Origin of the sequence: Kordiimonas sp. UBA4487 (genome assembly GCF_002389025.1) — a bacterium.
In the GTDB taxonomy this organism is placed as follows: domain Bacteria; phylum Pseudomonadota; class Alphaproteobacteria; order Sphingomonadales; family Kordiimonadaceae; genus Kordiimonas; species Kordiimonas lacus.
Map to the genome: position 1 here is coordinate 165,315 of NZ_DGNR01000015.1, position 24,791 is coordinate 190,105.

Sequence of the window (24,791 nt, forward strand, 5' to 3'; positions counted from 1 at the left end):
TTGTCATTTTCGACGATGCCCGAAACCGGAATCCTGACTGTAAACCTAGGTTTATCTGCGCCTAAAGGCTCCGGCATTAGCTAAGCTTTCTATTGCATTTGCATAAAATTGTCACGGGAAAATATCGGCTATGTTGTAATCGCGAATGGTTATCACCTATGCTGGATATCACATTATGGGTTTCATGAACTGAATGGGGGTTCGGGCATGTTGAAACAGTTGTCTTTAGTATCGCTTCTGATGCTCGCTGCGTGTGGCGACAACGATGCGGAACAAGATATTGATTATAACGCCGTGACAGACGCGGAGATCGATGCGCTCGTGGACGCAGGCGATTTTCCGATGGTTGTCAAAATCATTGAGGCGCAGGACAAGGCGGATATCGCCGATGTGCATGACTATCTGGTGCTGGCGAAGGTCTATAACGACGTATTGGACGGTGTTGCGGCAGAGGTGGCGCTGGAGAAAGCACGCGAAGCGGGCGCTGATGAGGCGGAGCTTGTGCTGCCGCTGGCTCGTGCCCTTGTAGCCCAGCGGGAAATGGACCGCGCCTGGAAGGTGCTGGTGGAAGGGGACATCCCGCCAGATGACCGGTTTGATGCCTTGCTGCTGAAAGCCGACGTGGCGCGGGACCGGCGCGGCCCGGATGCTGCGCGGGAGTATTTCCAGCAGGCAATCGAGGAACGGCCCGACCATTTCGGCGGTTATCTGGGGCTGGCGACTCTGGCTTTTTCGCAGGGTGATCTGGCAGAGGCCGGGCGACTTGCAGAACAGGCGGGCGAGATGGCCCCGGACGACCCGGGCGTGTTGCACGTGCGCGGCGCCATTGCACGCTATGAAGGGCGCCATGAGGAAGCCGTGGGGCTTTTGAAACAAGCTGTCGCGGCCCGCAGTGGCCACCTGCTTGCGCGTCTGGAACTTGCGGGCACTTATATTGATACCCGGAAATTTGAAGACGCGCAGAAGGAGCTGGATGCGGTTTATGCGCTGTCGCCCGGCAATTCGATGGCGCAATATCATTCGGCACTGATCCTGGCGATGACCGGCAAGCTCGGCGAAGCCGAAGCGCTGTTACTGAGAACGGGGGACCTGACGCGGCTTTATCCGCCGGCTGCGCGCACCTACGGGCATGTGGCGTATCAGCTTGGGAAATATTCCACGGCCAGCATGTATCTGGAGAGGTTTCTGGAGGGTCAGCCGAGTGATCGCTTGACGCGCCTGGCGCTGGCCGAAAGCATTTCACAGCGCGGGCGGGCGCGGGAGGCGCTTGATGTTCTGAAGCCGCTTCTTGAGCAAGAGGGCGGGGACCTTGAAGCCATTTTGATGGCCGCGGCTGCCCATGGGGCACTCGGGGAAGTGGCCAAGGTTCGGGACCGTCTCAGGGAAGCCCGTAGCCTGGCGGCAGAGCGCGGCGCTGACGGTGAAACACTGATGAAGGGGCTGACCCGGCGCCTGGCGCTGGCCCGCTTCTTTGCGGGTGACCAGAAAGGCGCGACCGAGGAACTGCAGGCTTACTATCTGCAGAACCAGGATGATGTGGAAAGCATGGCGGTACTGGCCAACCTGTGGTTGGGGCAGGGCAATTACGCAGCGGCCGAGGATTTGGCGCACAAGATACAGGCGCGGGTGCCGGGGTCTGCCCAGGCGGCGAATATCCTGGGGTCGGTCAAATATCGTCAGCGCGACTTTGAGGCGGCACTTGGCCATTTCGACGCGGCGCTCAAGGAAAATGCCGACTATCAGTCAGCCATCAAGAACCGGGCGTTGGTTTATATCGCCCTGTCGCGGTTTGATGATGCCGAGAAGGACCTGGTGGGGCTGGCGGCCAGTGCGCCCTCGGACGGCCAAATCCATGCCATGCTGGGGCGGGTTTACTTGCAACAGGGCGAAACGCAGAAGGCGATGGCTGAGCTGAGGCAGGCTGAAGAAATTCTGCCGTCTTCTGCCATTGTGGCAGCAGACATGTCGCTGGCGCTTGCGCGTCAGGGCTATTATTCATCCGCGATCAACAAGGCGTCAAAGGCGCAGAAGCTGGCGGAAGGCACTGACGCCGGACTGGTGACCTATCTGGCCGGGCTTGTGGATGGCTGGCAGGAAACCATCAAGGCTGAAGCGGATGCAGAGGCCGAACAGGAGGCCGAGCGCCGCGCCAAGTTTGAAGAGGAGCGCAAAAAGCGTGAAGCTGCGAAACAGAAGCTGATTGATGACACGAGGGGCGATGGCGCGCCTGCGGCTGACGACGCAGATGAAACAGCACCCAAGACAGAACCTGAGACAGGTGACGACCCGCCCAAGGCTGACGGCGGGGCCGGAGGGGAGCCCACTTAGGCATAGGCCACGAGGCGCTGACACGGCTGTTGAGTTATTGGGGTGGAGTGCGTAAAACCGGTCAATGACGTTTCCTGGCCGCTTGCGGCCCAATTCGCCGGATATTTTATGCCGATTCTGTTTCTAGTCGTATTTTTCGTGATGGCGGGCTTTGCCATGCTGTTGCCGTCCATCATGTATGTGCTGGAAAACCTGGGTGCCAGCCAGGCGGAAGCGACGCCGATCCTGGCCAGTTACAGCCTGTCTCAGTTTATCATTGGCCCCGTGTGGGGGCGGTTGTCGGATTGGTTCGGCCGACGCCCCATCCTGATCATCACGCTTGTGGGTGCCTCCGCCTGCTATCTGTTTCTGGCCACCATGGCAGATACGCCGGCCATGGTTCTCCTGGGGCTTACGCTCATCGGCATCTTTTCCGGCAACACGTCGGTGGTGATGGCAGCCGTGAGTGACCTGACAGCGCCCGAGAACCGGGCGAAGGGTCTTGGCCTTATGGGCGCAGGCATCGGCCTTGCCTTCACGCTGGGGCCCGCCGTGGGCGGCATTTTTGGGGGCGGTGACGCACAGACCGCCACCATTTCCGTGCCTGCCGCCATCGCCGCCGGGCTGTTGCTTGTGGGCGCGCTTGTGGTTGCCGTCCGCTTTCGCGAAAGCCACACGGATACTGTGGAAGGCGAAGACCGCATCAGCCGCCTGGAAGCCTTCGGGCGCATTCGCACCCGCCCAATTCTGCTTCAGATCTGCCTGATGATGCTGTGCTTTACCGTGCCGCTGTCGATGATGGAATCGGTGCTCAGCTATTTCATGGAAACGCGCTACCAGTGGGGGCCGCCGGACATGAGCAAGCTCTTCTTCATGATCGGCCTGATCCTGATGCTTGTGCAGGGCGGTCTGATCGGGCGCCTGACGCTCCGGTTTGGCGAGATTTCCCTGGCCCGCGTCGGGGTATTCTTCATGGGGGTGGGGCTGTTCCTGATCATGCTGGTGCCCACAGCGAGCCTTGTTTACCTGGGTATTGCCGCCACCAGCCTTGGGACCGCACTTTTCAACACATCCATGGCGGCACTGGCATCTCACAGGGCGAAACCAACCGAACGCGGCGCGGTGATGGGGGTGTTCCAGTCGATGCAGTCGCTGGGGCGTTCCACCGGGCCACTGACTGCCGGGCTTTTGAACCAGCAGCTCAATGGCCTGCCGCTTCTGGCGGGCGGCTTGATCATGGTGCTGGTGCTATGGTGGGTGGTGTCGCTGCACCGCCAAATCGACAGGACAGGGGTGGTCCGGGCCTAAAAAGCCTTCTTGAGGCGCTATATAGTGATCACAATGTTGACTGGACGGTCAGGCCTCGGTCAGTAAGTTTTTTGGATTATTCACGCCTGTTTTTCAGATAATGCTTTGCATTAGGCATCGGTTTTCGATATCTTCTCGCCTAAATGTGATCACATTATCAAGGGGAAAGAGGATGAATAGATTTTTGCCGCTTGGCGCGCTTCTGCTCGCTGCAGCCTGTGGGGAACAGGCAGGCAAGGCGCCTGCGCCGGCTGACCTGCTGTTGACCGGGGGAACCATCTACACCATTGACGGACAAAAAAGCGTCGCCGAAGCCATGGCCGTCAGGGGCGGCAAGATTATTTATGTCGGGTCAGATGCGGACGCTACTGCCTACAGGGGTGATGCGACCAAGCTGATCGAACTGCAGGGCCAGGCCGTCTTTCCCGGCTTTACCGACAGCCACGCCCACTTACCCGACGGCGGGGGAACACTGCTGGGGCTCGGGCTCCAGGGTATGACCTCGGCGGATGAAGTCCTGGCTGCGGTGAAGGCCTATGCTGAAGCGCACCCCGAACTGGGGGCCATCACCGGCGGTGGGTGGGAGCTGAACCTGTTCCCCGACGCCAACCCATCAAAAGAACTGCTGGATGCTGTTGTTCCGGACAGGCCTGTTTTCCTTGTGGCGGCGGATGGTCACAATGGTTGGGTGAACAGCAAGGCGCTTGAACTTGCTGGCGTTACCAAAGACACGGAAGACCCTGTGAATGGCCGACTTGAGCGCGACGCTGATGGCAACCCGACGGGGACCCTGAGGGAAAGCGCGCAAGGCCTTGTGGCTCACGTATTCCCGGCGCCAGCGGTTGAAGATGTGATCAAGAATCTTGAAGCGGGTATGGCCTATCAGGCCGGTCACGGCATTACCGCAACCATTGATGCGGCCATCATGTCGGATGTGAACGAGCAGGCCTATCTGGCGGCATCGGAACGCGCAGACCTGCCACAACGGGTGCGCGTGTCGCTGCTGGCGGCAAACGAAATGGTGACCTCTGAGGTGACTTTGGACAATGTTGCAGAGACTGTTGACCGTTTGGTGGCGCGCCGTGCGCAGTACCGGGCCCGGAGTGCCGGGCGCCTGGATGCAGAAGCTGTGAAGATTTTTGTCGACGGTGTGCCGGAAAACCATACAGCGGCGCTTCTGGAGCCTTATGTCAACGCCCCGATGGGGCCGGAGCACGCGGGCGAAATCAATCTGAGCGAAGAGGCTTTGAATGCTTATACTGCCCAGCTTGAAGCCAAGGACTTCCAGGTGCATATGCATGCCCTTGGGGACCGGGCCGCTCGCGTCGGTCTTGACGCCTTTGAGGCTGCCATTCAAACAAATGGTGAGCGGGACCGTCGCCACCATATTTCCCATCTGGAAATCGTGCAGCCATCAGACATCGCGCGTTTCGCGCCCCTGGGTGTGACGGCAAACCTTCAAACGCTGTGGCACTTCCGGGATGCTTACATCTCTGAGCTAACAGAACCGTTCCTGCAGGAAGAGCTGCGCGACAGCCTTTACCCGGCGAAAAGCTTTGTCGAGGCGGATGCCCGCATTGTCTGGGGCAGCGACTGGCCGGTATCCACAAGCAATCCGTTTCATTCCATTGAAGTAGCGGTTCTGCGCAAGGACCCTTTGAATGCTGAAGACCAGCGCTGGATTCCCGAGGAGGCGCTGAGTGTTGATGATATGATCCGTGCGCTGACTATTAACGGCGCCTACCTGATGGGGCAGGACGATATCCGTGGGTCTATTGAAGTGGGCAAGGAAGCAGATTTCATCATCCTGGACGCCGACCCCTACAAGATTGTCCCGGAGACGATCAGCGATATCACGGTGATCAACACCTTTATTAGCGGGGCCTGCGTGCACGGCTGTAAATAAGGGATAGCAGAATAGGAAAGGGGCACCCTCGGGGCGCCCCTTTTTTTGCTGAACATCAGCAGAAAGTCAGATGGGGATTGGCTCAGATAGGGTCTGGTCCGGCGCCCATATTGTCTTCAGTGAAGGCATTCAGGCCGATGATCGTGTAGGTGTCCTTGACGCCTGGCGTGGTTTGCACCTGCTGCGTGATGAAGCGGCCGATCTCCTGGTCCGTACCCAGCTGGAACTGGGCCAGAAGATCATAGTTGCCGGATGTGGAATAGACACTGCGAACCTCAGGAATTTCATCCGCCAAATGAGCCGCAACATCATAGGTGCGACCCAGTTCACATTTGATCATAACAAAGACGGTCTTCATTGGCTGAAACCTTAATTGACAAAGAAACTTAATCCGCTTGTAGCGAAAAGGGGCGCGACTGTGAAGGGTAGATTTGGCAATCGGAAAGCCGCACCTGCAAAAATGCCATTGCCCGCACGCAAGGACTGTCGTACCCAACCTGTGGGGACTTTTTTGAGGGAGTGAATCTATGTATGACGTGGCAATTGTCGGCGGTGGCCATAACGGCCTGACCTGTGCAGCCTATCTGGCCAAAAAGGGCCTCAAGGTGGTAGTGCTTGAACGCCGTGACATGCTCGGCGGCGCCGCGGTGACAGAAGAGTTTCACCCGGGTTTTCGCAACAGCTCTGCGTCCTATACCGTCAGCCTCTTGAACCCCAAGGTGATTGCCGACCTGGAATTGCACCGCCATGGTCTTAAGCTCGTGGAGCGGAAGTTGGCCAACATCTTCCCGATGAAAAATGGCGATCACTTGGCTTTTTCCTATGACAGCGAGGAGCAGAAGAAAGAATTCGCCCGCTTTTCCAAACATGATGCCGAGGCGCTGGACCGCTACAGCGCCGATATCACCATGGTGGCCGATGAGCTGAGACAGCTTCTGCTGCAGGCGCCGCCAAATGCGGGCGGCGGACTGCGTGACATTATGAAGGCCGCCAAGCTGGGCCTGAGCGCCATACGCCAGCCGATCGAGGCACAGCGCCTGCTCTTGGACATGGCAACACAAAGCTGCGCCGATATGCTGGACCGCTATTTCGAAAATGATATGATCAAGGCGGCCTTCGCCTTTGACGGGATTGTTGGCGCCTACACCAGCCCCAATGCGCTGGGGACGGCCTATGTGTTGCTGCACCATTGTTTTGGTGAAGTGAACGGCAAGAAGGGTGTGTGGGGGCACGCTATTGGCGGCATGGGCGCAATTAGTGAAGCCATCGCCAAGTCTGCGCTTGAGGCCGGTGCCGAAATTCGGGTTGAAAGCCCGGTCGCGGAAGTCATCACGGAAAAAGGCAAGGTCTGCGGTGTGGCGCTGGAGGACGGCACCATTATCAAGGCGCGCGCGGTGGCGGCCAACGTGGCGCCGAAGCTGCTTTTTGGTAAGCTGGTGGACCCTGAATTGGTGCCGGAAGATTTCGGCAAGCGTATCAAGCATTTGAAAAGTGGGTCAGGCACCTTCCGCATGAATGTGGCGCTGTCGGAACTGCCGCAATTTACCTGCTTGCCAGCCAATGGGCAGGCGCCCCATCATAGCGCCGGCATCGTGATCGGCCCGGGCATGGACTATCTGGACCGCGCCTACCTGGATGCGCAGCTTCAGGGTTGGTCCAAAGAACCCATAGTCGAGATGCTGATCCCCAGCACGCTGGATGATACACTGGCGCCGGAAGGCCAGCATGTGGCCAGCCTGTTCTGCCAGCAATTTGCCCCAAACCTGCCGGACGGCAAGAGCTGGGACGACCACAGGGAAGAGGTGGCTGACCTGATCATTGATACCGTCAGCAAGTATGCGCCCAATTTCAAGAAGGCCGTTATCGCGCGCCAAATTCACTCGCCACTGGACCTGGAGCGAAAGTTCGGCTTGATTGACGGTGATATCTTCCATGGCCAGCTGACACCGAACCAACTGTTCGCATCCAGGCCCGTGCTTGGACATGCAGACCACCGCATGCCGGTTGATGGGCTTTACCTGTGTGGTTCGGGTGCGCATCCGGGTGGCGGTGTAACCGGTGTGCCGGGGCACAATGCGGCGGCGGAAATCATCCGGGATTTCAAGCGTCGGCGGGTATGAGCCCAAATCCCTGAGGGTTGGATGGCACGCCGGCGTTGTACGCTTGTTGTGATTGACCGCCTATCTTATTGAATTATTAAAGTTTTGACGCATAATACCATCTGTGGGTTGGGTGTTATTTCCAATGGGCAGGTGGCCTGGGTCAAGCCTTGGTTGTCTACCCCGTCATTTCAGGCTTTCTGGGCCGAAGGGGGATTTTTATGGAATACCGCATCAAGGATTCAGAGGATGGTGCAATCACAGCGACCTTCACGGGCGACATCACATTTTCCGAAAATGTTGCGTTCCGGCAGTTGCTGAAAGACCTGGCAGACCGCGATATCACGTCCTGTGTGTTTGACCTGTCAGCCGTTGATATGGTTGATTCGGCAGGCCTCGGCATGTTTCTCATTGCCAAAGAGCAGGCCGATACGGCGGGATGGAAGCTGTCTGTTTCCGGCGCGCAGGGGCACGTGGCAAGCATGTTAAAGCTGACCAAGCTTTCTGACCTGCTGCAGTCTTGATGCAGCGTCTGGCTGCCAAGAAACGGCTGCAACGGTGAACAGCGTTGAGAATACGGGCATACCCGGCCGGGTCGAGGAACTCGCAGCCGAAGTTCGGGGTGCCACCATCCTTATTGTGGATGATATGGCGATCATGCGCCAGATCATTGGGCGCTGCCTCGAGCAAGCGGGATTTACCGAACTCTTTTATGCTGCAGATGGTCAGGATGCGCTTGATTTCATTAAGGAAACGCCGCCTGACCTGTTGATTCTTGACCTGAATATGCCAAGGGTTACCGGCTATGAGGTTTGCCGGATATTGCAGGCTGACCCGAAAACGGCTGGAATGCCCATTCTTGTTCAGTCAGCCTCGGAAACCGCGGAAGAGCGCGTGAAGGTTTTCAGCAGTGGCGCGACAGATTTTGTCTCCAAGCCCATCAACCAACCGGAACTGCTGGCCCGGGTGTGTATGCACCTTGAAAACAAGTTCCTGATCAAGAACCTGAGCGATTTCCAGACCCGTATGCAGTCCGAGCTTTCCATGGCGCGGGACATGCAGCATTCCCTTCTGCCCGACAAAGAGTCCCTTGACGCGCTTGAACATATCTCGGGTATGGCGTTTGAAACCCACTATAAGGCCTCGTTTGAACTGGGCGGCGACCTGTGGGGCGGTTGGGCGCTCTCTGACGACGAATTCGGCGTTTTTGTGCTGGATGTTTCAGGCCACGGGGTAGGGGCTGCGCTGAACACCTTCCGCCTGCATGCGACCATGACCCGGTTCGAGATGTACCGCGACGACCCGGCCAGCTTCCTGACGTGCCTGAATGGTGCACTCAAGCCCACATTCCCGCTGGGGCACTTTGTGACCATGTTTTACGCGGTGATCAACCACCGGACCGGCGATATTGTTTATGCCGGAGCCGGCGCGCCAAGGCCGATGATTGTGAATACGGAGGGCAAGGTGCGCCTGCTGGACAGTGCGGGCACGCCGGTGGGTATTCTCAGCCGTCCGGGATATGAAAACAAGACAGCCTGCCTGCGCGCCGGCGAAACGCTCATCTGCTATTCGGACGTGCTTCTGGAAGCTGCGGGGCCGGATGGTGCCTTTTTGGGTGAAGACGGCTTCGTTGCGGAAGTTGAAAGCAAAGCAAAGGCAGGTAAACGCGAAACACTATTGGACCGGTTGCTGAAATCATTCTACGCCAAGTTGCCCGGCGAACTGCCCGATGACCTGACAGCTCTGGCCATTCACCGTGATCAGCACAGTGCGATTTCAGACGATGCTGCCACGGATGGGGTCAAGGGGCGGGTTCTGGTTATGACGCCTGACAACAGCACGCTAGCTGAAGTCGTGGGCGTCAGCCAGCCGGTAGAGTTTGAGTGCCTGCGCGTGGCCGATACCGCCAGTCTTGCAAACGAGGTGCACGGCGATTTGCCTGTGGTTGGGTTTGTCACAGACGCAGAAACGGCACGCCGGGAAGGGCCTGCGGAAATCTGTTTGACGTTGGGCGACGCCTTCATCAAGGCAGGCGGCCCGATTGTGCTATGGGCGGATATTGACCGTGAGCCGGATTTGAAGCAACTGCAGTTTGACCTGAATGTCAGCCGCATTGTCAGCCTGGGTAAGGGGGCTGACGCCTTGTGGGCGGCTGTGCACGCCGAGGCGGACGACTATCTGCTGCGCCTGTCAGCCGCAGATGCTGTTGGGCGGCGGACGGCAGAAATTGGTGATGTGGACCTCGCCAGCTACCGCTTCAGGACGCGGGAAGAGGCCAAGAATTTGGCCACCATGCTCGCGGGGGCGTGCGCGGAACCGGTTCCGGTTGCGCTTGGGTTGACTGAATTGTTCGTCAATGCTGTGGAGCACGGCTGCCTCAACATTGGTCACGGCGAAAAAGGTCGGCTGATCGAAAAAGGTCGGCTGTCGGAGGAAATCAAATACCGGCGGTCATTGCCCGCTTATGCAGACCGGTATGTCACAGTGGAATTTCGCCGTACGGACACTGATATTCTTTTCCGCATCACAGACCCTGGTGAAGGGTTTGATCATCAGGCTTTCACAGGCGTGGAAGGCGGCCACACCAAAAAGCATGGTCGGGGTGTCACCATGGCGGGTGGCTGTTTTGATGAAGTCACCTACATGGGCCGGGGCAACGAAGTGTTGGCCCGATACCGGCTGCGCTAGCTAAGGCCTCAGCTTTTCTTCACCAACAAGCGCTCTGGGCGGCGGTTTTCCGCCTGACGGAACAGGCTGTATGTGCGGTTGGTATAGTTGGATACATCCAGCACCGACTGCATATAGTCCTCAAGTTCCTTGGTGCGCTCGGCCTCAAAAATCCGGACGTTCTGGGTTGGGTCCTGCGTTTCGAACCGGACATAGAACCAGGGCTCGCCGCGCCTGAGGATCAGGTCCTGCGTGGTGTCATGCCATTCGAACGCCCACATGAAGGGGCGCGGCCAGATATGGATCGGAAAGCGCCCGGAAATCATCAGGCCGGGGCGCGGTGTTTTCAGGTAATCCAGATAAGGTGGCAGCTGGTTGATCCACACCGGTTCGTCAGAGATGAACACATAGGGCGTTACGAACTGCAACAGCGGCCTGTCGGGGTGGCGCCATTCGCTTTGCGGGTGCATCAGCATGATCTGGCTCATGACGCTCGAGCGGATCGCCGAATTGGCGCCCTGGACGTTCAAGAGCTGTGGTTTCCCGTCCGGTGAGCGCGTCAGGCGCAGATGCAGGTCATAGGGGCATTTGACCACGAAATGACGGCTGTCGAAATCGATCGCGCCGGGGCATTTCTGTACAGATTTCGCGTCGGGCGATTCCGGTACATTCTGGCGGAAGGGCTCGGGCTCATACCAGACAACACCAGCCTTGGGGGCTTTCATGACCCAGCCAACATCCACCGTACGGCGCATTTTTGCGACACGGTCCCGCCGGGCATAGAGTTTGTTCAGCATCATGTCTTTTCCCCCTGAGGTACGCAGAAATGGCACACATAAAACTTGTCTGGAATGATCTTTAGGTCATGTTGCCGTGCCGTTCAACTGCCTTGGGTGGCTGATGCGGCCTATGGCCCTCAAGCAGCGCCCGCGAAAGCAGCCGCATTGTCCTGCAGCAGGTCCCCAAGATAATCATACATGGCGCGGATGCGCGCGCTGCGCCTGAGTTCCGTGTGGCTCACCAGCCAGATATCTGAGCTGAAGACCACATAATCGTCAAACAGGCGCACAAGGTCAGGGTCGTTGGCGGCGGCGAGGCATGAATAGGCGCCGATGCCATAGCCAGCCTTCACCGCGGCAGACAGCGCCACAAGGTTGTTGGACCGGAAAGCGGCGCCCTTCGGTGCGCCGATGCTCTTGCGGTGCTCGGTCGAGGTGTAGGCGAGAATTTCGTCGTGCGGCAGGATGAAGTCATATTTCTTCATGTCGGACATGGTTTTGGGCATGCCGTGCTCAGCCAGATAATCCTTATGGGCATAATAGCCGTAAGCCATTGAGACCGTGCGTTTGCAGATCAGGTCATTCTGTACTGGGCGGAACATCCTAAGGGCGATATCGGCCTCACGCCTGAGGAGGTCAGACACCGCATTGTCCACCTTCACATCCACTGTGATGCCGGGATACTGCTTGCGGAAACCGATCAGTTTGTCCACAAGCCACAGGGAGCCGATGGCTTCGGTGCAGCTGATTACAACTGACCCCTGCAGGCTACTGTCGTGGCCGGTGATCAGGCGTTCGATGGCGTGCACGTCATCCTGCATGTGGCGGGCGTGGTTCATCATCTGCTCGCCAAGGGCGGTCATCTCAAGCCCCGTACGGGTGCGGGAGAAAATCTCGGCCCCAACATTTTCCTCAAGCGCGGTCAGGCGGCGCGACAGGGTCGGCTGGCTGACATTAAGCTTGCGGGCTGCGGCAGACAGGCTGCCTTGTTCGGCCATGGCCAGGAAGTATTTCAGATCATCCCAATCCAGCATGGGAAGCCTCCACAGAAATCTAGAACAATTCAATTATGAATAGCTAATCTGCATAAATTGTCAATTACATCCAAAAATGAAATTCACATATAGGCCCTATGACACGGGCAACCCTCCCTGAACCCCATTTGCCCGCGTCACGACATGCGACGAGGAGACAAGACATGTGGACGACACGTAAATCACTGGTGGCCGGCGCGGTGCTGGCGGTAGCAAGTTTTTCCGCAGCAGCGAATGCGCAAACCTTTTACGCCGGTCCTGACCGCAATATCGAGCGCGGCACAGATGCCCTGATGCAGGGTGACCTGAAAACCGCTTCCAAATATTTCCACCGGGCGGCGGAGACCAACCTGGGCAAGGAACGCCTTGTACCGCTTCTGAATAACCTGTGCGCCGTTGACTATGCGCTTGGCAAGCTGGATAGTGCCGAAGAAGCCTGTAGCCGGGCTATCGCGGAAGATCGCCATTTCTGGCGCGCTTATGTGAACCGGGGCAATGTCCTGAAAGCCAAAGGCGATTATGCCGATGCGCATCAGGACTATGCCAAGGCTGTACGGCTGAAGCCGAAAAGTGACATCGCACAGCGGGCGCTGGCGCGGCTTCAGGAGGAGCAACCGAAACTGTTTGCTGCGGCCAAATAGAGGCCTGGCAGACCACCAAGGGGGACCATCGGTGGACAAGGCAATTTTCTACCCAATGCTGGGCATGGCGGCGCTGACTTTCAGCGTCGTCACTTTGTTGGCCAAGCGGCGCTTTGCGGCCGTGAAATCTGGTGAAACCAAGAATCCGGCCTTCTTTAAAACTTTTCGCGGTGAAAGCCCGGAGCCCCCGAGCGTGCAGGCAGTACAGCGTAACTTTGCCAACCTGTTCGAAATGCCAATGCTGTTCTACCCCGCGTGTGTGGCCGCCGGAATGCTGGACAAGGTTGATGCCATCAGCCTGAGTCTGGCCTGGGCCTATGTGGCGCTCAGGGTCATCCACACATTGGTGCATGTGACAGGCAATGATGTGCCTACGCGCTTCAAGATATTTTTCCTGAGCAACGTGCCGCTGATGGCCTTGTGGATCTATATCGCGCTCTAGGGCGTCAGGCCTGAACTATTAGGACTGTCCTTTAGGGAAACCGCCCGCGTGCGCCACCATAGAGGGCACCGGGCGGCCCAGTACCTCTTGAACCCAGGCCGAGAGGGCGATCACCTTATCCAGGTCCACGCCTGATGTGATGCCTGAGCGGTCGAGCAGGTAAAGGAGGTCTTCGGTGCCGATGTTGCCAGTGGCGCGCGGCGCGAACGGGCAACCGCCCAGGCCCGCGACCGAACTATCCAGAATGCGCACGCCAGCTTCATACGCCGCCCAGGCATTGGCGATGCCGGTGTTGCGGGTATTGTGGAAATGGGCGCGGAGCGGCATGCCCGGGAGGGCATCCCTGACGGCTTCGAATATCTCGCGCACCCGGATGGGCGCCGCCACACCGATGGTATCGGCAATCGCGATCTCACGCGGGCCGGCGTCGGCCAGTTCCTTGGCCATATCCACCACCACAGAAGGGGGTACCTCGCCCTCGAACGGGCAGCCCCAGGCGGTTGAAATGGTGACCTGTGCCTTGAGGCCTTCCTTGTTCGCCAATCGGATGATGTCCTTGCTGACAGCCACAGACTCCTCCCGTGACTGGCCCTGGTTCTTTTCACCAAAGGTGTTGGAGGCGGTGGCCACGCAGCCCACTTCATCCACGCCGCGCTTGTTACCCTCACGGGTCGCCAGCGCGCGCAGGAGGCCGCGCTTGTTCAGTACCAGGCCGACATATTCAACGCCTTTGATATCCGGCAGGTCAGCAATGACCGCTTCGGCGTCGGCCATCTGCGGGACCAGTTTGGGGTGAACGAAGCTTGCCACTTCAAGACGCTTCAGTCCGGCGTCCATCGCGCGGGTGATCAGCGCCACCTTCTGGTCGGTCGAGAACATGACTTTTTCGTTCTGCAGGCCGTCACGCGCGCCAACTTCAACAATTTCAACCGTTTGGTTCGTCATGGTCCCGTCTCACTCCTGAACATTCCGCAGGGAAAAAGCCTACACATACATGATAAGTCAGCTTCCGATGGTCAAGCGGTTTCACGCTCGAAGGTCCGACTCGGCAACTGGATTTGTCGTGGGGGCGTCAAAGGGCAGGGCATCTGACCTAATAAATTGTGGAGTATGCACAAGGGGTTGTGAACCGTCGTTGCGGCAGCTCCAGTTTTTTTGCGGTGCGCCGTCGCCTCTGGTAGGCTTTTTATCCGCTTACGAAGAACAACATGCCTGTGCCTCGGTCGCTGGTGGAACATTCGGTTTCACCCGGCGGTAAACACGTTTGGGACGGAGGAACAGATGGCCAAAGGCACTCTACACGGCCCGCGGGTGGTTGCGCTCGTGGGCCCCTATTCAAGCGGTAAGACCACGCTTCTTGAAAATATTCTTTTTTTGACAGAAACAACCCGCCGCCGGGCAAATGGCGAGCGGGTTTTTGGTGACGACAGTGTGGAGGCCAAAGCGCTTTCCATGGGGGTCGATACCAATATCGCCTCTGTCCATTATCTGGATGACCGGTATATTTTTCTGGATTGCCCCGGCTCCATCGAATTTATGCAGGAAACAAGGAATGCCCTGCATGCGGCAGATGTCGCCGTGGTGGTGGCTGAACCGGAGCCTGCGAAAATATTCGCCTTAAGCCCCTTGCTCCATGAGCTGGAAGCGGAAGGCATTCCGCATCTGATGTTCATCAACAAGATTGACCATTCGGATGTGCATATCCGCGAAATCGCTGCAGCGCTCGATGAAGTCAGTGCCTTGCCGGCAGTGCTGAGGCACGTACCCATCCGTGACGGCAATGACATCACCGGCTTCGTCGATCTGGCGTCCAAGCGGGCCTACAACTACGGCATGGACGGCAGCAGGGAAATCAAGGACGGCGCCGAGAGCATCCTGGAGCAGATTGCTGAAGACCGCTTCCATATGCTGGAGACGCTCGCGGATTTCCATGACGACCTGATGGAAGAACTGCTGGAGGAGGTAGACCCGCCGAGCGACGAGGTGTTCGCCGACCTGGCCGATGACCTCAAAGAGGGGCGCATCATGCCGGTGCTGATGGGCTGCGCGACGCAAGCATACGGCCTGAAGCGCTTGATGAAGGCGCTGCGGCATGAAATGCCCGGCTTTGAGCTGGCGTCCAAGCGCATGATGCCCAAGAAAACCAAGGAAATAGCCGCCTATATTCTGAAGACACGGCATCTGTCCCATATGGGCAAACTGTCTTTCGCGCGTGTGCTCAAGGGCTCTGTCACTGAAGGGCTGCATGTTGATGGCAACAAGATCAGTGGCCTGTTCAGGATAGCTGGGACGGATCTCAAGAAAGCCACCATGGCCGATGTGGGGGACCTCGTGGCGGTCCCGCGGCTGGATGGGGTCAATACCGGCGAAACGCTTGGTGGCAAGGACGCTCCGATGCCTGAAAAGCTTCAGCCGGTTTATGCCCGCGCCATCGAGGTCAGCGACCGCAAAAATGAAGCGAAGCTGTCTGAAGCGCTGACCAAGCTTGTGGAAGAAGACCCGTCTTATGAGGTGGAGCATAATGAAGATACAGGTGAGCTTCTCCTTTGGGGGCAGGGCGAAATCCACATGCGGGCCGCGATGATACGCCTCAATGACAAATTTGGTGTTGAGGTTCGGTTCGCAGACCCACACGTGGCCTATAAGGAAACCATCCGCCGCAACAAGGTTCAGCACACCCGCTACAAGAAGCAGTCAGGCGGGCATGGCCAGTTTGGCGATGTGGTGATCGAAGTGCGGCCCCGTAGCCTGGGGGCAGGCTTTGAATTCCAGGAAAAGGTCACGGGCGGTGCGGTGCCCAAGCAATATATCCCCAGCGTCGAGGCCGGCGTGAAGGAATATTTGCGCCAGGGCCCGCTTGGCTTCCCTGTGGTTGATGTGGAGGTGACGTTGCAGGACGGCCAGCACCACAGCGTGGACAGTTCCGACATGGCGTTCAAGACAGCGGGCCGCATGGCCATGGCTGACGCGATGCCCGAGTGCGATCCTGTGCTCCTGGAGCCGATTGAGCATGTCCGCGTGATGGTGCCCACAAGCTATATGGCCAAGATCAACGGCATGATCAGTTCCCGACGGGGGCAGATCATGGGCTTTGACGGCCGGGACGGCTGGCCCGGGTGGGATCAGATCGACGCAAAGATGCCCGCGTCCGAAATGCAGGACCTGATCATTGAGCTTCGATCGCTCACGCAAGGCGTCGGCACGTTCGAGCATAAGTTCGACCATCTGGCCGAACTGGCGGGCAGGCAGAAGGACCAGGTCCTGAAGAACCATACGGTGGCGCGCCGCACCGGGTGACGTGCCACGGTAAAATAATCCTGTAAGTTTTTTCGTCCCCTATGGACTGAAAAGCCAAGTGCGTTAGAAACACATAAGGCCAATCACCAGGGGGACGAATTCGGTGAAGACTTTTTCCAAGATCACGACAGCAGGACTGCTGGCGCTTGCGGCGATACTGCCCGCAGGCGCCCAGCAGGATAATGATGCGGCAGGCCAGGACGGTCTGGAACCGTCAGAAGCTTGCTTCATCAAAGGTGTGCGGGAGCGGGTACGCTGCCTTAAAATGGATGTGCCGCTTGATTATGCCAGCCCGGAAGGCGAGCAGATCACGCTGCACGCGGCGATCATTCCGGCCAAAAGCAGCCGGTCGGAACCTGACCCCATCTGGGTGTTTGCGGGCGGGCCGGGTCAGGCCGCCGGTGAATATGGCGTGCTGGCGTCCGCGGCATTTCGGGAAATCCGCCAATCACGCGATATCGTGCTTGTGGACCAGCGCGGCACCGGCAAATCCCACGGCTTGCGCTGTGAGGTTGAGCCAGGCGAGATGATGTCCAGCCTTGACGACTGGACGGCTTTCGTCGCCGATTGCCGCAAAGAGAATGACATTGATGTGCGCCATTTCACCATGGAAAATGTGGTGCGTGACATGGAGGCCGTGCGTCAGGCGCTTGGCTATGACCAGCTGAACCTGTGGGGCGGTTCCTGGGGCACCCGGACGGTCGGGCTCTATCTGAAGCGTCATCCTGAGCATGTGCGCAGCATCATCGTCGATGGTGTCGCGCCGCCGGACGTTTCCCTGTTTGAAAGCGCGCCAGTCTCGGCAGAGCGCGCCAAGCATATGCTGGCCGAAGACTGCCGCAACAGTGAAGCCTGCGCCAGCCGCTATCCGGACTTTGAAGCGCAAGTCGCAGCGTTTCTCGACAAGGCCGCTGCAGGTGATTTGCGCTATACCGGCAATGACCCAATGACAGGCGACGCGCTTGACCTTGAAATCAGCTTTGTGATGGCGGTGGAAAGCATCCGCTCTGTCATGTATTCGGCCGACGCGACTGTGCTATTGCCCTTTGTGGTGGACGCCGCTGCGAAAGGTGACCTGGAGCCACTGATCGCCCTTTATGCGGGCGGTGCCTCTGTGTCCGATAGCATGTATCTGGGGGCCACCCTTTCTATCCTGTGCGGCGAAGAGGTCCCGCGGACGGATATGGATACGCTCGCTCGCGCCGCCGAGGACAGCTTCGCGAAGGATAGCTACTATCAATATTGGAATGCAGGCTGCAAAGCATGGGATGCGCTGCCTGGTGCGCCAGACGCCCATGACGCTGTCACCAGCGATGTGCCTGCGTTGATCCTCAGCGGGGATCTGGACCCCGTGACCCCGCCTTCGATGGGCGAGCATTGGCTCAAGGGCTTCCCGAACGGTCGCCATATCGTGGTCGCGGGCAATGGCCATATCACCAGCAACACAGCCTGCATGCCGCACCTGTTGGATGAATTCGTGACCACACTTGATGCGGGTGCGCTGGACACGGCATGCCTTGGGCATTTGAAACGCCTGCCGGTGGTCACTGGCCTCAATGGTACTGTGAAGTAAGGGGGGGTAAGTTATGATTATTGTTGATAAAATTGCGAAAAATTTTGGTGAGATTCAGGCCGTCAGGGACGTCAGTTTCACAGCGAAGGACAGCACCATCACCACGCTTCTCGGCGCGAACGGGTCGGGGAAATCGACCACACTTCGGACGGTGGCCGCGCTCCTGAAGCCCGACCACGGCCAGGTCACGGTGGACGGCATTTGTGTCCAGAAAGACCCACTTGGGGCGCAGAAACTGCTGGGCATTTTCCCGGACCAGTTTGGCCTCTATACCCGGCTGACGGCGCGCGAGCATCTGGAATATTACGCGGAGCTTCACGGCATGCAGGGGCCGGCGCTTAAAAGCGCCGTGGATGAAGTGATCAGCCTTTTGCATATGGAAGATATCCTGGAGCGCCGCACTGAAGGCTTCAGCCAGGGGCAGCGCATGAAGGTGGCGTTGGCGCGGGCCATCATCCACAAGCCGCAAAATATTGTGCTGGATGAGCCCACGCGGGGTCTCGATGTCATGAGCATCCGGATGCTCCGGCAGATCCTTTTGGAGCTGAAGGCTGCCGGCCACTGTGTGCTGCTGTCGTCCCACGTGATGGCGGAAGTGGAAATCCTGTCGGATCATGTGGTGATGATCGCGGACGGCGTCGTGTGCGCTGACGGCACGCCTGCGGACCTGGTACGCGAAGCGGGCCAGCCGAACCTTGAAGAAGCCTTCGTGGCGCTGACTTCTGCGCACGGGAGGGCCGCCGCATGAACCGCTTGATCAAAGTTGTGTACCGCAAGGAAATGAAAGACATGCTGCGCGACAAGCGCGCGGTGCTGGCCATCGCGTCCTATGCGTTTGGTGTGCCGCTTCTGATGGCCTTCATCTTCTTCCTGATGGCTGACGACCGGGCAGAGACGGCAAGGTCGACCCTCGCGCTTTCAGGCGGGGAACAGGCGCCGGGCATGGTGGCTTTCCTGGAGAAACAGGGGCTTGAAATTACGCCCGTGGTGTCACTCACGGAACCTGACACCCTGCCAGACGGCGCTGACGCCATGGTCGTGCTGCCGGATGACTTCGCACAAAAGCTCCGCATGGGCGAAAGCGTGCCGGTGCAGCTTTATGTGAATGAGGCCTCGCGCCAGCAGGCGGACAGAGGCGGTGAAGTGCGCGCGGCGCTTGATGCCTATAGCCAGCATGTGGCGGGTATTCGGCTGGTGACACGTGGTGTGCCGCTTGGGCTGATGGCGCCGATCATGGTCAATACGTCAGACCTTGCGCCCTCCAGCTTCATCAACAAGATGCTGGGTAACAGCCTGATGCTGGTCTTCATGCTGGCGCCTTTTGTGATGGGCATGAGCGTTGCGCTGGACGCGCTTGCGGGTGAGCGCGAGCGCCAGAGCCTGCAGTGTTTGATGGCGCAGCCCATTTCCACCGGCCATCTGGTGGCGGGCAAATGGGCCATGGTGGCCAGCTTCTGTTTCGGCGGCACGATGCTGGCAGTTACCGTTGACCTGATCCTGCTTCAATTCGTGCCGGCGGATGTGCTGCCGTTCAAGCTGCAGCTGACCGCGGGCGGCTTCGCGCTTGCGGTGGCGGAACTGGCAGCGCTCAGCATGTTTGTGGCGTCGGTCCTGCTCGCGGTCAGCATCCATGCCAAAAGCTTCAAGGAAGGCCAGACCTATATGTCCATGATGATGATGGCGCCGGTGATTGTGGGCTACGCCAAAATGTACGGCGAAAACAAGCTGCCGGCGGTCACCAAATATCTGCCGATCTTCGCGGATGTCGAAAGCCTGGGACGGATTTTCTTCGATGGCACGCCTGATCTGGCGGTCACGGGCTCAGCCTTCCTGTCGGCCATTTTGGGCACCGCCGTGTGCTTGTGGTTGACAAGCCGCCGGCTTTCCAGCGAACAGATACTGTCTGAAGCATAGGGCAAATTCGGTAGGGGCGGGGCGACAAGCGCGTGGATATCAAGGCAGTCTTGCAGGAGCACGGCAACATGCTGGGGCGGATCGTGGCGTCGTATGAGGCCGATCCGTCGCTTCAGGAGGAGCTGATGCAGGAAGTCTCATTGGCCCTGTGGCAGGCGCTGAGGAAATTCCGTGGCGAGGGCAGCCTGAAAGCCTATGCGGCGCGGATTGCCCAGAACCGCTGCATCAGCCATGTGGCGAGGGCGGTGAAGGCCCCGCGTCAGACCGTGCTGGATGACGCCCTGCCAAGCGAGCGGGCAGGGCCCGAGGAGGACGTGGCAAAAGCCCAGCAGCGTGAAGCGCTTCTCTCTGCCGTTCGGGCGTTGCCGTTGCCGCTTAAGCAGGTAACGACGCTGGCGCTTGAAGGCTTCTCCCGCCGGGAGATCGCAGACGCGCTGGGGATCAGTGAAAACAACGCCATGGTGCGTTTCAGCAGGGCGAAGACGGCCCTGAAAGATTTGATGCAAGCATCAGTTGGGAAAGAAGGGCGATGACGGAAAACAGCAACATGCCCGATTGGGATGACCTGACAGACATCTGGAAGCAAAGCCCGGAAGTCGACATGGACAAGATGGCCCGCCACGCCCGCTTCGTCTGGTGGCGCATGCGTATCAATTTCGCGATCGAGGTGGTCCTGTGCCTGGGCGGTATGGCGCTGTTCGGCTGGCATCTGGTGACCGGTGATGCGGCCGATAAAGTGGGCGGTACGGCCTTGTCTATTGCTATGCTTGTGCTGTGTGGCCTCGGCCTTTGGACATCCTGTTTCATTCGCGCGGGCGCCTGGGGGCAGGCGGACGGCACGGCCCAGTCCCTTGTCGACCTGCAGATCAGGCGCGCCCGCTCTTCTGTCCGCTATATGGTCGTGAACAACTGGGGCTGTGGCCTCGGCCTGTTGACCTTCATCTATATCTATTGGTCGTTGATCGAGCGATATGGGGCGATTGATCACCCGGAATTGACCGTCGCGAATTACCTGATGGTAGGCACCATTCTGTTTTTCCTGCTGTTTCCCTTTTTCACCATACCGTTCCTGAAGCGCAAGCGGGATGAAATCGCCCGACTTGAAGCCTTGGCGCAGCAATTGGTGGATGAAGGCGACAGGCCAGAGGACAGTCCAGAGGACAGTCCAGAGGGCACCTAAGCTTTCGAGCGCTTGAGGGTGCGCACCAGGTCACGGAGCGGATGCAGGGGCGCGATCAGGTTGTCCGGCAGCGGCAGCGGGTCACCGCAGATCATGGCGGCCAGATAGTCCCCCAGAATGGGGCCGTATTGATAGCCCTTCGATCCCAGCCCTGCGAGCATATAAAGCCCGTCATGAAGGGGCGGCAGGCCGAGACCGCCCAGTTTAGCGTCCTTGGCCAGTGGGGCGTATTGAGCCCGGGCCTCACCACCTTTCGGGACCGGCCCCGCAAAAGGCAAATGGTCGGCCGTGGTGGCCCGCACGCCCGCCCACGAACGCTCAACCACATCTTCCGCGATTTTCACCCCGACGACGTCATCCAGCATGGACAGGATGCGCGAACGGTCCTCGGTGCTCGGCTCATAGTCGTCCTCAGACACAGCCTCCATCCGGTCGAAGGTGGAGCCGATGGTGCGGAAGCCGTCTGTGGTCGCTGTCACGTAACCGCCATAGGCGATGCTTTCTTCGGGTAGTGTCGGGGCCACATCGGCGCCCACCAGTTCCACCTGTCCGCGGTTGGGCCTGAGTTCAGGGCAGTCTTCTGTTTCCAGTAAGTCTGCTGTGCCAATGCCGGCAGCCAGCACCACAATGTCTGCTGTCAGCACCTGACCGTCCTCGCCGTGCAGGCGCCAGACCGGGCCAGCCTTCTCAATCTTGGTGACGGTCACCTGGGTCTGGGGCACACTGCTGCCGGTTTCTTCAAGGGCCAGACTGGTGTCCACCGACCCGCCGCGCGGCAAGAGGAACCCTTGGTCCGCAGCGCTGAGCCAGTCGCTGCCCCAATGAAGGGCGGTGCGGATTTCATCCAGCCGGTCCGCGTCTGCGGCATTTTTCGGCATCTGATGTACGCCGGGCGCCTCTGCCCAGGCGTTCCGGTAGGCCGGAAAGGCGCAGCTGTAGGCATAGGCGCTGGTGAAAAACTCTGCCGCCGGTGTGCGCTCCCGCATGAAACGCGGCGACAGGATTGCCGCGGGCACCTGGCTGGCGCAAGCGCGGTCTGGCGTACTGACCAGCGTCACTTTGCGGCCGCGCGCCTGCAGGGCCGCGGCTACGCTGGCGCCCGCGATGCCCGCGCCGATGACGGCGACCGAACCCTCAGCGGGTTGGCCGAGGTCTGCCCATTCAGGGCGTGTTGAGGGTTGTGGGTCCAGGTCGTGCGGGGCTTGTGCCTCGCCAACCAGGCGTTCGCGCTTGCGGCCATAGCCGGGTGTCTTCTCAACCAGAAAGCCGCGATCGCGGAGGGCCCGTTTGACAAAACCCGCCGCCGTGAAGGTTGCGAAGCGCGTTCCCACATGCGAAAGCCGCGCAATCTGGTCCATGAGTGCGTCAGACCACATGTCTGGGTTCTTGGCTGGGGCAAAGCCGTCCAGGTACCAGGCATCGACGCTGGCGTTCAGGCGCGCAAACGCTTCCGCAGCTTGGCCGAAGATCAGGATCAACCTGATTTTGCCGTTCGCGAACGACCGGGCGTGAAATCCCGGTGCAGCGGGCGGCCATGCCGCTCGAAGTTCGGCGGCATAGGGCGCGATTTCAGGGAATGTCTGGTGCGCTTCCTCAAGCGCGTCTTCTGACAGCGGGTAGCCTTCCACAGAAATGAACGTCAGTCGTCCTTGGGTGTCACTTTCTTCCCATTTCTTCCAGGTCGCCAGGAAATTCAGCCCGGTGCCGAAGCCGGTTTCCGCAATGACGAAATGATCTTTGTCAGCCCACACTTCAGGCGCGCCAATGCCGGAAAGGAACACGAAATTGGTTTCTTCCAACCCGTTTTCAGCCGAGTAATAGACATCGTCAAACGCTTTTGAGACTGGCGCATTTCCGCGCCATTCAAGCTGGGTCGTTTGATCTTTTGTCGCTTCTTCGTCTGTCATCTCGCACTCGTTCGGAGGTGGAGCCCACAATCCAATGTTGGGCTTTCAATCAGTTTCCTCTATGCTAGCGTGATACTGGGAATGTGTCTGATTTAAAACCTAAATAGAGATTTAGTGCATGATTTATGAACTTGATGGCGTAGCGCCGGAGTGCGCAGACGACAGCGTCTGGATCGCCCCGAATGCAGCCGTGATCGGCAATGTGATCCTCAAAGCCGAAGCCAGCGTTTGGTTCGGTGTCACGATCCGTGGCGACAATGACCCGATCACTATCGGCGAGGGCAGCAACATCCAGGATAATTCCGTTTTACATGCGGATCTGGGCGCGCCGTGCGTTGTGGGCAAGGGCGTTACTGTTGGCCATAAGGTCATGCTGCACGGCTGCACCATTGGCGATCACACCCTGATCGGCATGGGAAGCACCATTTTGAACCATGCCAAGATCGGGGCGGGTAGTATTGTTGGCGCAAACAGCCTGATTACCGAGGGTAAGGAGTTCCCGGAGGGCGTTCTGATTGTAGGTGCGCCAGCAAGGGTTGTGCGCAAGCTAAAGCCTGAAGAACAAGAAATGATTAAGATGTCTGAGCGAATATATACAGATAACGCAGCAAGATTTGCCAAGGGTCTCAAGGAAGTCAGAATTGACTAGGAATTTGCCGTCAAAAAGGGTATCTGGGCGCCAGCCATTCAATGGGCGTGTGGGGCCGATAGCTGTTTTGGGTAGGATCGAATGAGCGTTAATATCAATGATGTCGAAGAATTGAGGCATGTGGATCTGGCCGCCCGCGTGGAGATCGCGCGCAAGGTTGGCAAGATTCTGGCCAAGCAAAACGGTTCTGGCGACAAGGCTGACGCGCTCGAGCTTGCCCAAATTCTGATGGAAGACGCTGCGGTTTCTGTGCGCGAGGCCCTGTCACGCGAGCTCAAAGTCTGCAGTTTTCTGCCCAAAGACCTTGTAGCCAAGCTGGCGCAGGACATCGATCAGGTATCCATGCCGTTCCTGATGGCCTCACAGGCCATGGATGATGCACTGTTGGAAGATATCGTGCGCAGCTGTAGCGAAGGCGCGCAGGAAGCCATTGCGCAGCGTGTAGGCCTGTCTGAAGCTGTCAGCTATGCCATCAGCGATGTCGGGTGCCAGAGCGCGGTTGAATCGCTCGTGGGGAACGACACAGTTGAACTGTCTGAGCGCAGCTGCAATCGGGTTGTTGACCGTTTCCCTGAAGAACGGTCGTTGATGGAAAAGCTGGCCCAGCGGGCCGATCTGCCGGCCGCGGTTGTTGAGCGCATCATCTTCAAGATTTCAAAGCGATACGGCGAATATCTCTCCAGCAAATTCGGCCTGGCGACAGACTATGCGTCTTATCTGGTCTCCATGGCGAACCGCCAAGTGTTTTCACGCACGCTGGAAATGGCGCCGCTGAGCGAGGTCGAAAATTACCTGAAGCAACTGGACCAGGTTGGCAGCCTGACATCAGACGTGCTTCTCAGCTACCTGCAGAATGCCAATGTGAAGCTGTTTACCATGGCGATCGCTGTTTTGCTGGACCGCCCGTATGATGCTGTTGAAGCGCGGCTCAGCAAGGGTGACAAGAAAGTCATGGCGCGTCTTCTCGAGGCCGCTGGCTTTTCCAAATCGGTTATCGGCGTGCTCCTGATCGCCTATGACCGGTTGATCCGCGGCAATTAGCTTTTCTATAACTTTATATTGGAAAAATTCTATTGGTTCCTTGGTTG

At 58.5% G+C, this 24,791-nt stretch carries 21 protein-coding genes; 16 read left to right on the forward strand and 5 right to left on the reverse strand.

Translation table 11 applies throughout. The features are described 5' to 3' along the window. Window positions 1-207 precede the first annotated feature (207 nt). The 3 genes from B3Z17_RS17245 to B3Z17_RS17255 all read left to right on the forward strand — a co-directional run bounded on the left by B3Z17_RS17245 (window position 208) and on the right by B3Z17_RS17255 (window position 5,521). Entirely contained in the window at window positions 208-2,328 is a 2,121-nt protein-coding gene (locus B3Z17_RS17245; RefSeq protein ID WP_286830951.1) for a tetratricopeptide repeat protein, read from the forward strand. Window positions 2,329-2,370: 42 nt separating this feature from the next. After that, window positions 2,371-3,615 carry an MFS transporter gene (locus B3Z17_RS17250; protein ID WP_074519458.1) on the forward strand — a complete coding sequence of 415 codons (1,245 nt, stop codon included), beginning with the start codon at window positions 2,371-2,373 and terminating at the stop codon, window positions 3,613-3,615. Between the two features lie 172 nt (window positions 3,616-3,787). Beyond that, window positions 3,788-5,521 carry an amidohydrolase gene (locus B3Z17_RS17255; RefSeq protein ID WP_286830953.1) on the forward strand — a complete coding sequence of 578 codons (1,734 nt, stop codon included), beginning with the start codon at window positions 3,788-3,790 and terminating at the stop codon, window positions 5,519-5,521. Between the two features lie 82 nt (window positions 5,522-5,603). Here the strand turns inward: B3Z17_RS17255 and B3Z17_RS17260 are convergent, their stop codons facing one another. Further along, complete coding sequence (locus B3Z17_RS17260) at window positions 5,604-5,879, reverse strand: Lrp/AsnC ligand binding domain-containing protein (protein ID WP_068306891.1); 276 nt, start codon at window positions 5,877-5,879, stop codon at window positions 5,604-5,606. 169 nt (window positions 5,880-6,048) lie between these two features. Between B3Z17_RS17260 and B3Z17_RS17265 the strand changes: the two genes are divergently transcribed. The 3 genes from B3Z17_RS17265 (at window position 6,049) to B3Z17_RS17275 (ending at window position 10,308) form a co-directional block, all read left to right on the forward strand. Continuing rightward, window positions 6,049-7,641 carry a phytoene desaturase family protein gene (locus tag B3Z17_RS17265; protein ID WP_286830955.1) on the forward strand — a complete coding sequence of 531 codons (1,593 nt, stop codon included), beginning with the start codon at window positions 6,049-6,051 and terminating at the stop codon, window positions 7,639-7,641. Between the two features lie 200 nt (window positions 7,642-7,841). Then, on the forward strand, window positions 7,842-8,144 hold the full coding sequence (locus B3Z17_RS17270) for an STAS domain-containing protein (protein WP_068306886.1): 303 nt from the start codon (window positions 7,842-7,844) through the stop codon (window positions 8,142-8,144). 34 nt (window positions 8,145-8,178) lie between these two features. Then, window positions 8,179-10,308: an ATP-binding SpoIIE family protein phosphatase gene (locus B3Z17_RS17275; RefSeq protein WP_286830956.1), complete on the forward strand. Its 2,130-nt coding sequence runs from the start codon at window positions 8,179-8,181 to the stop codon at window positions 10,306-10,308. Between the two features lie 8 nt (window positions 10,309-10,316). Here B3Z17_RS17275 and B3Z17_RS17280 read toward each other — a convergent pair whose 3' ends face one another. Continuing rightward, on the reverse strand, window positions 10,317-11,087 hold the full coding sequence (locus B3Z17_RS17280) for a hypothetical protein (protein WP_206594940.1): 771 nt from the start codon (window positions 11,085-11,087) through the stop codon (window positions 10,317-10,319). Window positions 11,088-11,203: 116 nt separating this feature from the next. Next, entirely contained in the window at window positions 11,204-12,100 is an 897-nt protein-coding gene (locus B3Z17_RS17285) for a LysR family transcriptional regulator (protein ID WP_068306882.1), read from the reverse strand. A 164-nt stretch (window positions 12,101-12,264) separates the two neighbouring features. On the opposite strand from B3Z17_RS17285, the gene B3Z17_RS17290 reads away from it, so the two are divergent. Next, window positions 12,265-12,741, forward strand: a complete 477-nt coding sequence (locus tag B3Z17_RS17290) for a tetratricopeptide repeat protein (protein ID WP_286830959.1) — start codon at window positions 12,265-12,267, stop codon at window positions 12,739-12,741. 31 nt (window positions 12,742-12,772) lie between these two features. Then, window positions 12,773-13,183: an MAPEG family protein gene (locus B3Z17_RS17295; protein ID WP_082714643.1), complete on the forward strand. Its 411-nt coding sequence runs from the start codon at window positions 12,773-12,775 to the stop codon at window positions 13,181-13,183. Between the two features lie 18 nt (window positions 13,184-13,201). Here B3Z17_RS17295 and B3Z17_RS17300 read toward each other — a convergent pair whose 3' ends face one another. Beyond that, window positions 13,202-14,128, reverse strand: a complete 927-nt coding sequence (locus B3Z17_RS17300) for a hydroxymethylglutaryl-CoA lyase (protein ID WP_068306878.1) — start codon at window positions 14,126-14,128, stop codon at window positions 13,202-13,204. 336 nt (window positions 14,129-14,464) lie between these two features. Here B3Z17_RS17300 and B3Z17_RS17305 point away from each other — a divergent pair, with 336 nt between their 5' ends. The 6 genes from B3Z17_RS17305 to B3Z17_RS17330 all read left to right on the forward strand — a co-directional run bounded on the left by B3Z17_RS17305 (window position 14,465) and on the right by B3Z17_RS17330 (window position 21,147). Beyond that, the gene (locus tag B3Z17_RS17305) at window positions 14,465-16,480 is read left to right on the forward strand and encodes an elongation factor G (protein WP_286830961.1); all 2,016 of its coding nucleotides are present in this window, start codon (window positions 14,465-14,467) and stop codon (window positions 16,478-16,480) included. A gap of 103 nt (window positions 16,481-16,583) precedes the next feature. Next, on the forward strand, window positions 16,584-18,053 hold the full coding sequence (locus B3Z17_RS17310) for an alpha/beta fold hydrolase (RefSeq protein ID WP_286830962.1): 1,470 nt from the start codon (window positions 16,584-16,586) through the stop codon (window positions 18,051-18,053). 13 nt (window positions 18,054-18,066) lie between these two features. Beyond that, the gene (locus tag B3Z17_RS17315) at window positions 18,067-18,801 is read left to right on the forward strand and encodes an ATP-binding cassette domain-containing protein (RefSeq protein ID WP_286830964.1); all 735 of its coding nucleotides are present in this window, start codon (window positions 18,067-18,069) and stop codon (window positions 18,799-18,801) included. Next, the gene (locus tag B3Z17_RS17320; RefSeq protein ID WP_286830966.1) at window positions 18,798-19,967 is read left to right on the forward strand and encodes an ABC transporter permease; all 1,170 of its coding nucleotides are present in this window, start codon (window positions 18,798-18,800) and stop codon (window positions 19,965-19,967) included. Before B3Z17_RS17315 ends, B3Z17_RS17320 begins: the two co-directional genes overlap by 4 nt. A 32-nt stretch (window positions 19,968-19,999) precedes the next feature. Beyond that, the gene (locus tag B3Z17_RS17325) at window positions 20,000-20,500 is read left to right on the forward strand and encodes an RNA polymerase sigma factor (protein ID WP_286830968.1); all 501 of its coding nucleotides are present in this window, start codon (window positions 20,000-20,002) and stop codon (window positions 20,498-20,500) included. Further along, the gene (locus B3Z17_RS17330; protein ID WP_286830970.1) at window positions 20,497-21,147 is read left to right on the forward strand and encodes a hypothetical protein; all 651 of its coding nucleotides are present in this window, start codon (window positions 20,497-20,499) and stop codon (window positions 21,145-21,147) included. Before B3Z17_RS17325 ends, B3Z17_RS17330 begins: the two co-directional genes overlap by 4 nt. Here B3Z17_RS17330 and mnmD read toward each other — a convergent pair. Beyond that, window positions 21,144-23,054: a tRNA (5-methylaminomethyl-2-thiouridine)(34)-methyltransferase MnmD gene (gene mnmD, locus B3Z17_RS17335; RefSeq protein WP_286830971.1), complete on the reverse strand. Its 1,911-nt coding sequence runs from the start codon at window positions 23,052-23,054 to the stop codon at window positions 21,144-21,146. The genes B3Z17_RS17330 and mnmD overlap by 4 nt on opposite strands. Window positions 23,055-23,172: 118 nt before the next feature. On the opposite strand from mnmD, the gene B3Z17_RS17340 reads away from it, so the two are divergent. Beyond that, the gene (locus B3Z17_RS17340; RefSeq protein WP_286830973.1) at window positions 23,173-23,703 is read left to right on the forward strand and encodes a gamma carbonic anhydrase family protein; all 531 of its coding nucleotides are present in this window, start codon (window positions 23,173-23,175) and stop codon (window positions 23,701-23,703) included. A gap of 81 nt (window positions 23,704-23,784) precedes the next feature. Continuing rightward, the gene (locus B3Z17_RS17345) at window positions 23,785-24,744 is read left to right on the forward strand and encodes a DUF2336 domain-containing protein (protein ID WP_068306864.1); all 960 of its coding nucleotides are present in this window, start codon (window positions 23,785-23,787) and stop codon (window positions 24,742-24,744) included. The last annotated feature ends 47 nt before the right edge of the window (window positions 24,745-24,791 follow it).

Bases quoted from the DNA above. Each gene is read 5' to 3' on its own strand.
- B3Z17_RS17245 (WP_286830951.1), top strand. From the start codon at position 208: ATGTTGAAACAGTTGTCTTTAGTATCGCTTCTGATGCTCGCTGCGTGT.
- B3Z17_RS17255 (WP_286830953.1), top strand. From the start codon at position 3,788: ATGAATAGATTTTTGCCGCTTGGCGCGCTTCTGCTCGCTGCAGCCTGT.
- B3Z17_RS17260 (WP_068306891.1), bottom strand. From the start codon at position 5,879: ATGAAGACCGTCTTTGTTATGATCAAATGTGAACTGGGTCGCACCTAT.
- B3Z17_RS17265 (WP_286830955.1), top strand. From the start codon at position 6,049: ATGTATGACGTGGCAATTGTCGGCGGTGGCCATAACGGCCTGACCTGT.
- B3Z17_RS17270 (WP_068306886.1), top strand. From the start codon at position 7,842: ATGGAATACCGCATCAAGGATTCAGAGGATGGTGCAATCACAGCGACC.
- B3Z17_RS17280 (WP_206594940.1), bottom strand. From the start codon at position 11,087: ATGATGCTGAACAAACTCTATGCCCGGCGGGACCGTGTCGCAAAAATG.
- B3Z17_RS17285 (WP_068306882.1), bottom strand. From the start codon at position 12,100: ATGCTGGATTGGGATGATCTGAAATACTTCCTGGCCATGGCCGAACAA.
- B3Z17_RS17290 (WP_286830959.1), top strand. From the start codon at position 12,265: ATGTGGACGACACGTAAATCACTGGTGGCCGGCGCGGTGCTGGCGGTA.
- B3Z17_RS17300 (WP_068306878.1), bottom strand. From the start codon at position 14,128: ATGACGAACCAAACGGTTGAAATTGTTGAAGTTGGCGCGCGTGACGGC.
- B3Z17_RS17305 (WP_286830961.1), top strand. From the start codon at position 14,465: ATGGCCAAAGGCACTCTACACGGCCCGCGGGTGGTTGCGCTCGTGGGC.
- B3Z17_RS17315 (WP_286830964.1), top strand. From the start codon at position 18,067: ATGATTATTGTTGATAAAATTGCGAAAAATTTTGGTGAGATTCAGGCC.
- B3Z17_RS17320 (WP_286830966.1), top strand. From the start codon at position 18,798: ATGAACCGCTTGATCAAAGTTGTGTACCGCAAGGAAATGAAAGACATG.
- B3Z17_RS17330 (WP_286830970.1), top strand. From the start codon at position 20,497: ATGACGGAAAACAGCAACATGCCCGATTGGGATGACCTGACAGACATC.
- mnmD (WP_286830971.1), bottom strand. From the start codon at position 23,054: ATGACAGACGAAGAAGCGACAAAAGATCAAACGACCCAGCTTGAATGG.
- B3Z17_RS17340 (WP_286830973.1), top strand. From the start codon at position 23,173: ATGATTTATGAACTTGATGGCGTAGCGCCGGAGTGCGCAGACGACAGC.
- B3Z17_RS17345 (WP_068306864.1), top strand. From the start codon at position 23,785: ATGAGCGTTAATATCAATGATGTCGAAGAATTGAGGCATGTGGATCTG.